Source organism: Gammaproteobacteria bacterium (assembly GCA_041395725.1).
GTDB lineage: Bacteria > Pseudomonadota > Gammaproteobacteria > Pseudomonadales > Pseudohongiellaceae > NORP240.
In genome coordinates this window covers 3,707,686-3,720,929 of record JAWKZW010000001.1, presented here as the reverse complement: position 1 = coordinate 3,720,929, position 13,244 = coordinate 3,707,686, and the positions used below count along the sequence as shown (strand labels likewise).

Sequence of the window (13,244 nt, the reverse complement as noted above, 5' to 3'; positions counted from 1 at the left end):
GGTCAGTATCCCGCTGACAGGCCGCCCCTCACCAGGGCCAACCTGGCTAACGGTTAAAGTTTGCTCTCTAACTCCGGCAGAGCCTGAAACAGATCTGCCACCAGGCCATAATCGGCCACCTGGAAAATCGGCGCTTCCTCATCCTTGTTGATAGCGACAATAACCTTGGAGTCCTTCATACCCGCCAGGTGCTGTATCGCCCCGGATATACCTACCGCGATATAAAGATCCGGCGCGACGATCTTACCGGTCTGCCCCACTTGCATGTCGTTGGGAACGAAACCAGCGTCCACAGCCGCTCTTGAAGCACCAATGGCAGCACCCAGCTTATCAGCCACTTTCTCCAGCAGGGCAAAATTCTCTCCATTCTGCATACCACGTCCACCGGAAATCACGATAGAAGCCGAGGTCAGTTCCGGCCTCTCGGACTGGGATAACTCCTCTCCGACAAAACGAGACAGCTCCTGGCTCCCGACCACTTCAGAACTTTCAATCGAAGCGCTGCCGCCGGAACCGGCCTCCTCGAAGGCAGTGGTACGCACGGTAATCACCTTGATCGGATCTTCGGACTGAACCGTAGCGATCGCATTGCCGGCATAAATGGGGCGCACGAATGTGTCAGCGGATTTAACGGCGATGATGTCGGAAATCTGCCCGACGTCCAGCAGCGCAGCCGCCCTGGGCATGACATTCTTACCAGTGGTGGAGGCAGCGGCCAGCACATGACTGTACGCCTTGCCCACTTCGGCTATAACCGGGGCGACACTTTCCGCCAGCTGGTGTTCGTGGGCCGGATTGTCTGCCACTATAACCCGGGCGACCCCCTGGAAAGAGGCGGCAGTATCGGCCACGGCCTGACATCCGGCACCGACAACCAACACGTCGATCGAATCGGCCAGTTGCAATCCCGCCGTGATGGCACTCAGCGTGCCATTCTTCAGGGTGCTGTTATCATGCTCTGCAATCACCAAAACGCTCATCATCACCCTCCTTATATTACTTTGGCTTCGGATCGAAGCTTTTCGACCAGCTCGTCTACCGATCCGACCTTGATGCCGGCACTGCGCTCCGGCGGCGGTTCAACACTGAGAGTCTTGATCTTTCCGTCCATGCTGACGCCAAAATCTTCCGGTTTCACCGTATCGATAGGCTTCTTCTTGGCTTTCATGATGTTGGGCAGGGACGCATAACGCGGTTCATTGAGGCGCAGGTCGGTGGTGACGATTGCCGGCAACTGCAACTCTACTGTCTGCTCACCGCCATCGATTTCCCGCGTCACTTTAATGGTGCCTTCGCCGGGCTCGGCCTTACAGGCGAAAGTGCCCTGGGGCATGTTGGTCAGTGCGGCCAGCATCTGGCCTACCTGATTGTTGTCCGTATCGATGGACTGCTTGCCCAGGATCACCAGGTCAATGCCCTCCTTCTCGACGATACCCTTAAGAATTTTGGCGATACTCAGCGGTTGCGCTTCCTGTTCAGTCTCCACCAGGATGCCCCGGTCGGCACCGAGCGCCAGAGCGGTACGAATCTGCTCCTGAGACGCTGCAGTCCCTATCGAGACAGCGATAACCTCGTCAGCCTTGCCCTGCTCTTTGAGCCGGATAGCCTCTTCTACGGCGATCTCGCAGAATGGGTTGATCGCCATCTTGGCATTGGCCAGTTCAACACCGCTGTGGTCCGATTTCACGCGGACTTTTACATACGCGTCAACGACGCGCTTGACTGCCACAAGAACCTTCATGGATTCTCCAAAAGTTTAGCCAGTGAATTGAAAGAGATGCCTGGACGTTCGAGCCATTTCCCTGGCAGGCTGCCAGACTCAGGGGGTCCAAAAAAAGGCGCCTAGTTTGCCGTTTTTGCCGCAACAGGTCAACCTGAAGCCCGGCCAGGCGGGCTTCATCCGCAGCCGCTGCACAGGCCCCCACAGACCGGTCAGCCCAGTCCATTGTGGCAATCGGTCAGAGCTGGCCCAGTTCAAAAACATCGCCGCAGCTGCGGATTTCCAGCCGGGTTACGCCACCCTCCGAGCAGGTTTCCCCGGCCGCCACCACCTGGTAAAACACACTGCGGGTCAGCAACGCATTGAGCCCATCCCGGACATGCACAATCGGGTGCGGTTCGTCACTGCCAGCCACCTGTGAAACAGAAAGTGGGTGAGCTTCATCCACAACGGCCTGGTCGCCGGTATTCAGGCTAAAGATCAGTTTCTGCTCCGGCCCGGGGTCGGCGATGTCGACCCCGGTTGCCACGAAGGGGCAATCCTCCACCTGGATGCCGACCTTTTCCACCGGCGTAACCAGAAAAAAGCGCTCCCCCTCCTTCTTAAGCACCGACGCAAACAGCCTGACCAGGGCCGCCCGTCTGATGGGGCGTCCTTCATGAATCCAGCTTCCGTCCCGGGTGATCCGCAGATCCATCTCTCCACAGTAGGGCGGATCCCACAGGTGCACCGGTGCCGGGCCCGGCTTGCGAATCAGTCTCGCCAACATGGCTGGATCGACGCTGCCTCCAGAGACAGCAGCGTCGGACTTGCCATCACTGCCGGCTTCAGAGTCTGAAGCGTTGCCTCCCGGACGGTCGTTCACAGTATCTCCACTTCTGGTATTGACGCTTCCTGTCATGGTACTTGTGCGCACAGTGCAATCAAAGCCATTTCCGCCCCCATTTAAGGGACCGCTGCGTCGCAGCGAACAAATCTATGGCAGGTGTGCGGCGCAGTGTTAAACTTGGCCCACTGCTCATAGCGGCATCCCTCGCTGACACTGATTACTTGACGCCTGCATGCCAGATATTCTTCCTGCCGAGGCTTTCCAGCAACTGCTGGTAAACGCCACACCGCTCATCGACACCCGGGCTCCAATTGAGTTCTCCCGGGGCAGCTTTCCCAGTGCCGTAAACCTTCCCTTACTGGATGACAGTGAGCGCGACCTGGTAGGGAAAAAATACCGGGCGGCGGGACAGGCCGCCGCCATCGAACTGGGTGAACAACTCATCAGCGGTCCGCTGCGAGAACAAAGGCTGAATCAGTGGATTCAGTTTGTCAGTGAGCATCCCGATGCGGTGATCTTCTGCTTCCGTGGCGGGCTGCGCTCCCAGACTGCACAGAATTGGCTGGCGGACGCAGGCTATTCGGTGCCACGAGTGGCGGGTGGCTACAAGGCCATGCGGCAGTTTCTCACCGAAACAACGAACCGCGTCAGTCATACCAGGGAGCTGCTGGTGGTCGGAGGAAAAACCGGCTGTGCCAAGACCGACCTGGTCAATCGTATTGCTGCCGGCGTCGATCTGGAAGGACTGGCGAATCACAGAGGATCGGCCTTCGGACGCCGCATTGACCCACAGCCAACGCAGATCAATTTCGAAAACCAGCTGGCCATCCGGTTTTTGCAACTGCCCTTTAGCGACTACGAAAGGCTTGTGGTTGAGGATGAGGGCCATGCCATTGGTTCCCTGTCAGTGCCGGTCGAGCTGTTTCTGCGGATGCGCCAGGCACCTCTTGCAGTAGTTGAAGAGCCGTTGGCTTTCCGCGTGCAGACTGTACTGCACGCCTATGTAAACGTGAACTACAGTGATTTTCTCGCCGCCGATCCCCCAACCGCGGCAGATAGCTTCAGCGCGTATCTTCATTCGAGCCTGCAGCGCATCCGAAGACGGTTGGGCGCCGATCTCTACCAGGAGATCGAAGCAGATCTGGACGAGGCATTGCGAACCCACCTTCAGCACCAGGATAGTGAGGCGCACAAGGTCTGGATAGAGAAGCTGCTGCGGCACTACTATGACCCCATGTATGACTACCAGATGCAGAAGAAACTGCATCGCCTGGCGTTCCGCGGCAACAGCGAAGAGTTCCTGCACTGGGTTTCCCGCCTGAAGCTGAAACGTAATCAGCCACTGCCGCCGGCACAACCATGCCTGTAATCCGCCGATTTGATACCACGCTGTTTGCCGGGGATCTGGACCAGCCCTGCACGATCCTGGTTCCCAGTCAGCGCGTTCGCGAAGCGCTGCTGACCGGTTTTGCCACCGACAGATCGACCAGCAGCTGGCTCACACCGGACATCAACGCCATCGACGTGTGGATTGAGACCCAATGGCTGCGCCTGAGCAATCAGGGCAGACTGCCATTTGCGCAGCAGCGGCTATTGAACAGCACCGAGGAATCCTGCATCTGGCTGACACTGATTGAGCAGACTCTGAAAAGCAATCCTCTGCTTAACGTGAATGAGGCCGCCACTTCGGCGCAACGTGCCTATCAGACCTTCAGACTCTGGCTTGACGATGGCAGCAAGGAAACAGCCCTGCCTGCCGCAGCCGGGATTCCGGAGCTTAATCTGTTTCGTGACTGGTCACAAAAATTCGTGGAGTTCTGCCGGGCCAGAAACCTGACCAGCCTGGCGGATGCTACCCATACGCTGATACGGGCGCTGGAGGGCGGCGATGTTGTATTGCCGAACAGCATCGTTATGGTTAATTTCTACCAGCCGCCCCCCCTCTACTCACGACTGTTCCAGCTGCTGTCAAGAAGCAAAGGCAGCAGGATTATAGAAACCGCCTCCGGCAGTTCTGTATTCAGCGGTAAAAAATACCGCTTCGTCGACTTCGAGGCGGAATGCCTGGCCTGTGCCCGGTGGGCCAAGGCATTGCTTGAGAAAAACCCGAACCAGCACATCGGGATAATCTTCGGCGGTGATGAAAAAAAGCGGACACTGATCGAACGCCTCTTCGTGGATACTTTTTCACCCCAGGCGTTTATTGACATCGGCAACCGCAGGGTGCCGTTCAACACAACGAACAGCAACGTCTCCATTACCGAATCGGGACTGATCACAGATGCCCTGTTGCTGCTGAGCCTGGGCAGCGAGCGCCTGGACAGCGCCGAATTCTGTCGTCTGCTGCAATCCCCGCACCTGCTTGGCTGTAGCGAGGAAAGCGAGCAGCGTATCCTGCTGGAAAGTCACCTGCGCGAAAATCTGAACACGACCTGTTCCCTGTCGCAGCTGCTGCGCATCATGTCCCGGCAAGACCAGCCTTATCATTGCCCGCTGCTGGCCAGCGCCCTGCTCAAATTCAGCAGTCTGATGCGCGAGAACCGCCAGCTTCAAACGGCGGCGTTCTGGAAACAATTCTTCACTCGGCAACTGGAGGTGCTGGGCTGGCCTGGTCAGAGTCTACCGCCGGAATCCGGCCAATCGGGACTCCTGCAACAATGGCAGCAGATCCTCATTGGTTTTGCAAAACTGGATAACCTGCTGCCAGCCATCGACCGGCAGACCGCCCTCTCCCGTCTGCGCACCCTGTGTCAGTCCACCCGGCCTCACAAACCATTCCAGGCCGGCTGCCCACTGTCGCTCTACAGTCTGACCGAGGCCGCGGGTCTGGAATTCGATCACGTCTGGTTCCTTGCTTTCAGCGATCAGTCCCAGCCACCACCACCCCAGCCCTCACCGTTTCTTTTGCACAGCATCCAGAGGGCCGCTCAGGTTCCGGGCAGTCACAGCGATGTGCAATTGCAGCACGCACAACAGGCTTTCCGCATCGTATGCCAGTCGACCGCAGGTGAACTGCATGCCAGCTACCACGAACAGAATGGCGACGAAAGTTTCAGAGCCAGCAGCCTGATCGAATCCTTTACCCCGGAAATACTGGACGTGGCCAGAACTCAACCGCTCAACAGCCTGGCGGCTGAAGCCTGCCGGGGCAGAACAATGCACAGTCTTGCTGAAGAACCCGCCGTGCCTCTGGCCCCGGGTGCAGAAATCAAGGGCGGGCAGGCTATCGTCAGCGACCAGTCGAGCTGTCCGTTTCGCGCCTTTGCCAACCACCGCCTGCAGGCCAGGCCTGTCGAGATATTCAGTAACGGATTAAGTCCCAGGGCCCGGGGTACCGCGCTGCACATCGCCCTTGAGAAGCTGTTCAGTGAAATCCAAAGCAGCGACTCCCTGCAGAGTCTGTCCGCCGAACAGCTCAGTACGCTGGTCAGCCAGTGTGTCGAGCCAGCCCTGACATTCCTGGGAAGCCGATTCCCTGAACTAATGACGCCCCGTTTCAGCGCCATCGAACGACACAGGCTCAACAGCCTGATCAAGGATTACCTGGCACTGGAAAAGCAGCGCCCTGATTTTCAGGTAGTCGCTACGGAACAGCCAGTCAGCTGGCAAAGCGGACAGATACGTATCAATCTCAAGATTGATCGCATCGACCGACTGGACAACGGGGCACTGGCGGTAATCGATTACAAGAGCGGCAAGTCGATGCCCAACGTCAGGAAACTGCTGGATGCCCGCCCGGAAAATCTGCAGTTGCCAGTGTACCACCGCGCCATGCAGGAGAATCGGGGCGAGCCTGTCGAAGCGCTTATTCTTGCCCAGCTGAATGCGGCAAAGACCGGATTTACCGGCCTCGCCGCGGATAATAACTTTCACTCGTCTATCAAGGCCGTGACCGAGCAACGTGATTTTCAACAGGACTGGAACTCTCTCACCCTGCATTGGCAGGGGATCCTTCAGCAGTTCAGCTCGGAATTCGAACAGGGAATTGCCAGGGTTGACCCGGTAAACAGAGGCGCAACCTGCACCCATTGCAAGCTGCAGCCCCTGTGTCGGATTCAGGAACTGCAACCAGCGGAAGTCGGCCTGGATTCTGTAGCGGGAGACGGGCAATGAGCAGACTGCCGGATCAGGCCGCGCGCGAACAGGCCCTGGATGCCGGGGCTTCGTTTATCGTGCAGGCGCCCGCCGGCTCCGGCAAGACGGAATTATTGAGCCTGCGCTACCTGAATCTGCTCAGCACCTGCGAAGAACCAGAGGAAGTCCTCGCCATTACGTTTACCAGAAAAGCCGCCAGTGAGATGAAAGACCGCATTATTCAGGCCTTACAGAACGCTGCGAGCGAGGCCGAATCACCCTGCTTTGAGAATGAACTGCAGCAGCGCCGCCACCGGATTGCCCGATCCGCGCTGGACCGGAATGCCCGTAAAAACTGGCAGATTCTGGAGAACCCGGCGCGGTTGCGAATACAGACTATCGACAGCTTCTGCCTGAGCCTCGCCACCCGGGTACCTTTACTGTCTCAACTCGGCGGAGTGCCCAACCTCAGTGATGAAGTAAGCCAATGCTTTGCCGATGCCATCGTCAACACCCTGCAGCAGCTGAATACGGACAGCGGACTCGGTGACGATATCGCGTGCCTGCTGAGCCACCTGGACAACGATGTCGGCCAGGTTGAAAAGCTGCTGTCGGGCCTGCTTGGCAGCCGCGATCAGTGGTTGCCACATATCCTCGACATTCATGCCAGCAATCTGATCGACCGGGAATATCTGCAGAATGCGCTGGAAGAGTTGATTCAGGAGTCACTGACCGATCTGCGCCGGCGCCTCGCTCCTTTCGAGGTGCAACTGGTGACGCTGCTGAATTTTTCCGCCGCCCACCGGGATCCGGAGCAGCCCGGGTACCAGGAGGGATTTCAACCCCTCACTGTGCTGCCCGGCTGCGACGCAGCCAGCCTGTCCAGCTGGCTGCAGCTCGAGTCTATGCTGTTGACGCGCAGCGCGGATCCGGCGTGGCGGGCCAGGATAACCAAACGAGAAGGATTCCCGGCCTCTATTCCAGGCGACAAGGAAATGACAGCCCTTTGCAGGCAGCGCAAACAGGAATGGTCCGACCTGCTCGCACAACTGTCCCTGCAGGACACACTGCTGGGCGAGATCGCCTATTTACGTCTGCTTCCCGACCCCAGACTGGAAGATGCCCAGTGGGATTTTTTGACCGCTCTGACAAGAATTCTTACCCACCTGAGCTCACAACTGTTACTTTCCTTTCGTCGCTTCCGGCAGGTAGATCACCCTCAGATTGCCGCTGCCGCGCTGGCCGCCCTGGGACCGGAGCAGGAACCGACCGATCTGGCGCTGGCCCTTGATCACCGCATCCGGCACATCCTGGTTGATGAATTCCAGGATACGTCCAAGATGCAGACCGATCTGTTGAAAAAACTGACCGCCGGCTGGGAACCGGACGATGGCCGAACCCTGTTCCTGGTCGGCGACGCCATGCAGTCCGTCTACGGATTCCGCAACGCCAATGTCGGAATCTACCTCAAGGTTCAGGAAGAAGGCCTGGGCGACATCCCCCTTCAGCCGCTTACCCTGCAGAGCAATTTCAGATCCCAGGCCAATGTCGTCCAGTGGGTGAATCAGGTCTTTGCCTCGGCCTTCCCCCCCTACTCCAACCCTTCCCGCGGCGCGGTGCCCTACACCCACTCGGTTGCCAGCAACCCGGCACTTGACGGCCTGGGCATCTCGTCGGAATTTATCAGCTACGAGCAGGGGCAGAAGGAACTGGCCAGGGTCTATGAAGCCAGTCAGGTGGCCCGGCGGGTACTGGCCTTGAACGAAGCTGACCCTGGCGCATCGATCGCGATCCTGGTCCGCAGCCGGACCCACCTGGGCGCGCTGATCCCGGCCCTGCGGGCCGAAGGTATCCACTGGCAGGCTACCGACATCGACAGAATGGAGAGCCTGCCGGTCATCGAGGATTTGCAGAGCCTGACCAGGGCGGTCCTGAACACGGGTGACCGGATTGCCTGGCTCGCCCTGTTGAGAGCCCCCTGGTGCGGCCTGTCTCTGGCAGACCTGCAGGTCATCGCCACCCGACAGAACGCCATAAGTATCTGGTCCAGCCTGGAAAAGCATGCCGATCTCGAGGCGCTGACCCCCGACGGCAGGGAACGCCTGCAGGACTTCGTCCGGGTTATGGCGTACGGCTTGAAATTGCGCTTCCGCTGCGGATTGCGCCAGCTGGTGGAGTCTCTGTGGACCCTGCTGGACGGTGCAGCCATGGCTCAGACTGAGACCGAACAGGCCAGTGTCGCCCGCTACCTGGATCTGCTGGAGGAACACGAAGCCGGTGGCAGTCTGCGCGACTACCCTGAATTTGCCCGCCAGGTAGCCCGCACTTTCCTGCCTTCGGTCAGAAGTGAGGGCAGCAGTAATGTGCATCTGCTCACCATGCACAAAGCCAAGGGGCTGGAATATGACCACGTCATTCTGCCCTGCCTTGGGGCCGGCTCACAGTCCGACGATAAACCGCTGTTGCAATGGCACGAACGGGTGAATCAACGGGGTAATGACAGACTGTTTATCGCAGCCCGCTCCCCCTCAGGCCAGGACGACGATCCGCTGTACCGGCTGGTTCGCTTCGAGGAATCCCGTAAGACCCGCTTCGAAGCGGTGCGCCTGCTGTATATAGCCGTGACCCGGGCTCGCAAATCTGCTCACCTCACCGCGACTCTGGGCGTCAGCAGCCAGGGCGATACCGCTCCGCCCCGGGGCAGCCTGCTCTACCACATCTGGCCTCAACTCCAGGAGTCGGGTAATGAGCAGCATAGGCCCCAGGCGTTGGAGCAGTTTATCAGGGACGGCGACGACCGCGAGCAGAGCCAGGATGCCGGGACCACCAGCCCATCGACAACGCCGATAAAACGTTTTGCCGAACCGCTCCGATTGCGGGGCCGCGCGTTGCAGCTGATCGAAAGGTCGTTGGGTCGGGACAATGAGCCGCCCGAGGCCAGCGACCTTCCGGAATTTGAGCTCCCTGGCGATCCTGGCGTCGAGACCGAACCGGCGGCAACCATCGGGGTATTGATCCACCAGGCGCTGGAAACGCTGGTCAGCAACCCGGAAGTATTCGGAACAGAGGAATCGCGCTCCCGGCTGCGTCAGTACTGGCGCCTGCAACTGAGCAGTCTGATGCACGATTCCGACAGGCTCCAGCGCACCGTGGAGTTTATTGAATTATCAATCAATAACTGCATCCAGACACCCGGATGCGCCTGGATTTTCGACCCGGGCCTGGCGCAAAGTGCGACAGAACTGCCAATCAGCCGCTCCACCGGGGGCAATCTGTATCACTATGTCGTCGATCGGACTTTTGTCGACGGGGCCGGTGTACGCTGGATCATAGACTATAAAACCGCGGCGCCGGATACCGGTGTCAGTGAGGAATCCTTTATTGCCCGGCAGCTGCAGCTGCACCGTGCCCAGCTGCATAACTACAGAACCCTGTTCGAGGACCTGGGGGCCGGAGCCATAAAGATGGCACTGCTTTTTACCGCCATCCCCAGGCTGGTGGAATTCGATTGAGCCTGGCGCGCTCTAGCGATCAGCCTCATCGATCGCGAAAATACCCGCCGCATTTCTCAGATAACCCCGATAGTCCATCCCATACCCGAACAGGTAATAATCCTCGGCTTCCAGGCCGACGAAGTCGGCCACGCTGTCAGGGTGTTTGCGGTCGTGCTTTTTATCGATCAGCACCGCTGTGTAGACCTTGTCACTTCCCTGCTCGAGACAATAGGCCTTGACCTGCGCCAGCGTCTCTCCTTCATCAAGAATGTCATCGATCAGCAGCACCGCCCTTCCCTGCAATGACACCGAGGGTGTCACTTTCCACTGCAGATCTGCGCCACTGGTCTGTTCCCGGTAGCGGGTGGCGTGGAGGTAATCCATCTGCAAAGGAAATTTGAGTCGCTGGGCCAGTTTGCCGGTGGTGATCAACCCGCCATGCATGACACACAGTAGAACCGGGTTGCAGTCCCCCAGGCGCTGGGTGATCTGTTCCGCCATTCGATCCAGCGCCGCCTCCACTGCTGCTTCATCATACAGACAGCGGGAGCGACGCCAGACTTCCTTGATTTGTTTCGGATGTATCAAACTCACTGTGGTTTCTCCCGCTTACTTCAGCGCACCTGGGGAACCTGGTTCTGATGACCGCGACCCACCGGAATTCAGTCCAGCCGCTGGCGGGCTGCATTGCCCCCGGCATGAGCCAGCCCGATATGACACGGCAACAGAACCATCAGGTTTTCCTGCCGGTTCCCGTGAACGGAACAGGCGCCAGCCACACGGGCTTCTGCCTGTGGCGTCATTCAGCAGTCAGCGGTGCAATCTGCTCGCGGGCGGCCCGCCACTGCGCACTTTCATGCAACCCTTCCCAGTCGTACCGCCTCTCCCCTGCCATGGCCGTCAATCCGGCGTTGCCAGGCCAGGACTGGGATTCCAGCCAATGCAGTACCTCTTCGGCCCGGGGCCGGTCGTTACAGACCAGCACCATGTCACACCCTGCATCCAGAGCGAGATGCGCCCGTCGCTGCATGTCACCGGCAGAATCGGCAGCCGCCATGGTCAGATCGTCACTGAAAATGATCCCTTTGAAGCCAAGCCGATAACGCAGCACATCCTGCAACCAGGCTGGAGACAACGCTGCACATTGCTCATCAATCTGGGTATAGACCACGTGGCCGGGCATCACAGCATCCAGGTTGTCGACACAGCGACTGAATGGCAGCAGATCCGACTGCTCCAGTTCCTCCAGACTGCGATTATCGATCGGCAATTCAACATGGGAATCTTCCGGCACACTGCCGTGCCCGGGAAAGTGCTTGCCCGTCGCCTTCATGCCGGCGGCATGCATGCCGGCAATGAAAGCATTCGCCAGGCTGACCACATCGTCCGGGACGGCAGCGAACGCCCGGTCGGCGATAATACGGCTTTCGGGACGGTACAGATCCAGCACCGGTGCAAAACTCAGATCTAGCCCGCACGCCAGCACCTCCGCCGCCATCAACCAGCCACAGGTCTCGGCCAGGGACAACCCCTGCTGGCGATCCCGGGCGTACAGCTCGCCAAAGGTATGCATGCTGGGCAGCCGGGTAAAATCCTGCTTGAATCGTTGTACCCGTCCACCTTCCTGATCCACGGCAATCAGTAACTGCGGGTTACATTCTCTGATGCCGGCCACCAGGTCACGCAGCTGATTGAGTGACTCGTAATTACGCCCATAGAGCCCCAGTATCACCCCGCCAGTCTGGGGGTGACACAGGACATCTCTGTCAGCGGCGCTCAACTGCAGCCCCTGAACATCCAGCATCAATGGGCCAAGTCCACTCGAATTCTTCATACCGTGCTTTCTCTGAATAGTCTGATCGCCGGCATTATCACAGAAGGTAGAGCCAGATCAAAATCTCCCGGGGATTAATCGACACGACTTGATTCCAGCCCGGCAACAGGCGTATAAGGTCAGTAAGTGCCTTATCAAGGAATGTAATTCAGGAGCCTTACGCAAACGGGAAGTTGCCGATCAGGAGATTGAAACACCACAGTAAACCGGCTTGGAGGAGAGTGGAGGATGAATCATCTGGCAGCTGAAATTTCGGCCTGGTACCAGGATCTCAATAGCGGCACAATCTTCGAAGTCGTCGCGATCGATGAGGAGAGCGGTACTATCGAGTATCAGCATCTGGATGGGGAGGTCGGCGAGTTCGATCTGTCCACCTGGCAACAACTGCCGCTGCTCGCCGCCGAAGCGCCCGAGGACTGGCGGACTCCCTACGAAGTCAACAAGGAGGACAGCCAGTACCACGACCAGGCCATCATCCCGGAAAACTGGTCCGGCGCGTTGACCGATCTGGAACCGGACCTGCTGGACCTTGGTGACGACTTCCAGATCCTCTAGGGACCGGGCCAGCCTCGGAACTGGCGCCCTTAAGAAGCTTGGTCATCGGCAGATAACTGTATATAATTACAGGCCTACGATCCCCAGGGTGCTTCTCCATGATCAAGCTTACGCCTCGCCAGGAAGAAATACTTACCTTCATCAGGGACTATCTGCAGGATACGGGCTTTCCGCCAACTCGTTCGGAAATTGCGGAGAAAATGGGCTTCAAGTCTCCCAATGCCGCTGAAGAACACCTGCGCGCGCTGGCTCGCAAGGGCGCAATCGAGATGCTCCCCGGTACTTCCCGGGGTATCCGGCTTCCGGTCCCGGAACATACCGGCCTTCCGGTGGTAGGACAGGTGGCTGCCGGCAGCCCCATTCTGGCCACCGAGTGTATTGCGGAGTACTGCGAAATACCGCCCCAGATGTTCAATCCGCGGGCGGATTATCTGCTGACGGTGAAAGGCTCCAGCATGGTGAATGCGGGTATATTCGAAGGTGATCTGCTGGCGGTACACAAGACCACCCGGGCCAATAACGGAGACATCATTGTTGCGCGTCTCGGTGAGGAGGTGACAGTCAAGCGCCTGCAGACCACCCGAAGCCGGCACCGCATACAGCTTGTCGCGGAGAACCCGGATTTTGCTCCTATCGAGGTAGACCTGCGAACGCAACCGTTTGACATTGAGGGGGTGAGTGTCGGCGTGATTCGCAGACAGCTCTAGCGGAGCCGGTCACGCCATTACCACGCCGACT

At 58.6% G+C, this 13,244-nt stretch carries 11 protein-coding genes; 5 read left to right on the top strand and 6 right to left on the bottom strand.

Annotation, left to right across the window (positions count from 1 at the left end):
- Window positions 1-53: 53 nt before the first annotated feature.
- From R3F50_16410 to R3F50_16400, 3 genes are all read right to left on the bottom strand, one after another.
- Entirely contained in the window at window positions 54-980 is a 927-nt protein-coding gene (locus tag R3F50_16410) for an FAD-binding protein (GenBank protein MEZ5491879.1), read from the bottom strand.
- Between the two features lie 11 nt (window positions 981-991).
- Complete coding sequence (locus R3F50_16405) at window positions 992-1,741, bottom strand: electron transfer flavoprotein subunit beta/FixA family protein (GenBank protein ID MEZ5491878.1); 750 nt, start codon at window positions 1,739-1,741, stop codon at window positions 992-994.
- Window positions 1,742-1,958: 217 nt separating this feature from the next.
- On the bottom strand, window positions 1,959-2,585 hold the full coding sequence (locus tag R3F50_16400; protein MEZ5491877.1) for a DUF1285 domain-containing protein: 627 nt from the start codon (window positions 2,583-2,585) through the stop codon (window positions 1,959-1,961).
- 196 nt (window positions 2,586-2,781) lie between these two features.
- On the opposite strand from R3F50_16400, the gene mnmH reads away from it, so the two are divergent.
- The 3 genes from mnmH to R3F50_16385 are packed head-to-tail and all read left to right on the top strand — an operon-like array spanning window position 2,782 to window position 10,135.
- On the top strand, window positions 2,782-3,918 hold the full coding sequence (gene mnmH / locus R3F50_16395; protein ID MEZ5491876.1) for a tRNA 2-selenouridine(34) synthase MnmH: 1,137 nt from the start codon (window positions 2,782-2,784) through the stop codon (window positions 3,916-3,918).
- Window positions 3,909-6,662, top strand: a complete 2,754-nt coding sequence (locus tag R3F50_16390) for a PD-(D/E)XK nuclease family protein (protein ID MEZ5491875.1) — start codon at window positions 3,909-3,911, stop codon at window positions 6,660-6,662. The genes mnmH and R3F50_16390 overlap by 10 nt, the downstream gene beginning before the upstream one ends.
- A complete protein-coding gene (locus R3F50_16385) occupies window positions 6,659-10,135 on the top strand; it encodes a UvrD-helicase domain-containing protein (GenBank protein ID MEZ5491874.1) in 3,477 nt (1,158 codons plus the stop codon). Before R3F50_16390 ends, R3F50_16385 begins: the two co-directional genes overlap by 4 nt.
- Before the next feature lie 12 nt (window positions 10,136-10,147).
- On the opposite strand, the gene R3F50_16380 is transcribed toward R3F50_16385, so the two are convergent.
- From R3F50_16380 to nagZ, 3 genes are all read right to left on the bottom strand, one after another.
- On the bottom strand, window positions 10,148-10,702 hold the full coding sequence (locus R3F50_16380) for a hypoxanthine-guanine phosphoribosyltransferase (protein MEZ5491873.1): 555 nt from the start codon (window positions 10,700-10,702) through the stop codon (window positions 10,148-10,150).
- A 77-nt stretch (window positions 10,703-10,779) separates the two neighbouring features.
- Window positions 10,780-10,920 (bottom strand): hypothetical protein, encoded by a 141-nt coding sequence (locus R3F50_16375; GenBank protein MEZ5491872.1) that lies wholly within the window; start codon window positions 10,918-10,920, stop codon window positions 10,780-10,782.
- Entirely contained in the window at window positions 10,917-11,951 is a 1,035-nt protein-coding gene (gene nagZ / locus R3F50_16370; protein ID MEZ5491871.1) for a beta-N-acetylhexosaminidase, read from the bottom strand. The genes R3F50_16375 and nagZ overlap by 4 nt, the downstream gene beginning before the upstream one ends.
- A 228-nt stretch (window positions 11,952-12,179) precedes the next feature.
- On the opposite strand from nagZ, the gene R3F50_16365 reads away from it, so the two are divergent.
- Both R3F50_16365 and lexA read left to right on the top strand, forming a co-directional pair.
- Window positions 12,180-12,506: a DUF6763 family protein gene (locus R3F50_16365; GenBank protein MEZ5491870.1), complete on the top strand. Its 327-nt coding sequence runs from the start codon at window positions 12,180-12,182 to the stop codon at window positions 12,504-12,506.
- A gap of 98 nt (window positions 12,507-12,604) precedes the next feature.
- Window positions 12,605-13,213, top strand: a complete 609-nt coding sequence (gene lexA / locus R3F50_16360; GenBank protein ID MEZ5491869.1) for a transcriptional repressor LexA — start codon at window positions 12,605-12,607, stop codon at window positions 13,211-13,213.
- The last annotated feature ends 31 nt before the right edge of the window (window positions 13,214-13,244 follow it).

Excerpts from the sequence above, each read along its gene's own strand:
- R3F50_16410 (MEZ5491879.1), bottom strand. The coding sequence starts at position 980 with ATGAGCGTTTTGGTGATTGCAGAGCATGATAACAGCACCCTGAAGAAT.
- R3F50_16405 (MEZ5491878.1), bottom strand. The coding sequence starts at position 1,741 with ATGAAGGTTCTTGTGGCAGTCAAGCGCGTCGTTGACGCGTATGTAAAA.
- mnmH (MEZ5491876.1), top strand. The coding sequence starts at position 2,782 with ATGCCAGATATTCTTCCTGCCGAGGCTTTCCAGCAACTGCTGGTAAAC.
- R3F50_16390 (MEZ5491875.1), top strand. The coding sequence starts at position 3,909 with ATGCCTGTAATCCGCCGATTTGATACCACGCTGTTTGCCGGGGATCTG.
- R3F50_16385 (MEZ5491874.1), top strand. The coding sequence starts at position 6,659 with ATGAGCAGACTGCCGGATCAGGCCGCGCGCGAACAGGCCCTGGATGCC.
- R3F50_16375 (MEZ5491872.1), bottom strand. The coding sequence starts at position 10,920 with ATGACGCCACAGGCAGAAGCCCGTGTGGCTGGCGCCTGTTCCGTTCAC.
- nagZ (MEZ5491871.1), bottom strand. The coding sequence starts at position 11,951 with ATGAAGAATTCGAGTGGACTTGGCCCATTGATGCTGGATGTTCAGGGG.
- R3F50_16365 (MEZ5491870.1), top strand. The coding sequence starts at position 12,180 with ATGAATCATCTGGCAGCTGAAATTTCGGCCTGGTACCAGGATCTCAAT.
- lexA (MEZ5491869.1), top strand. The coding sequence starts at position 12,605 with ATGATCAAGCTTACGCCTCGCCAGGAAGAAATACTTACCTTCATCAGG.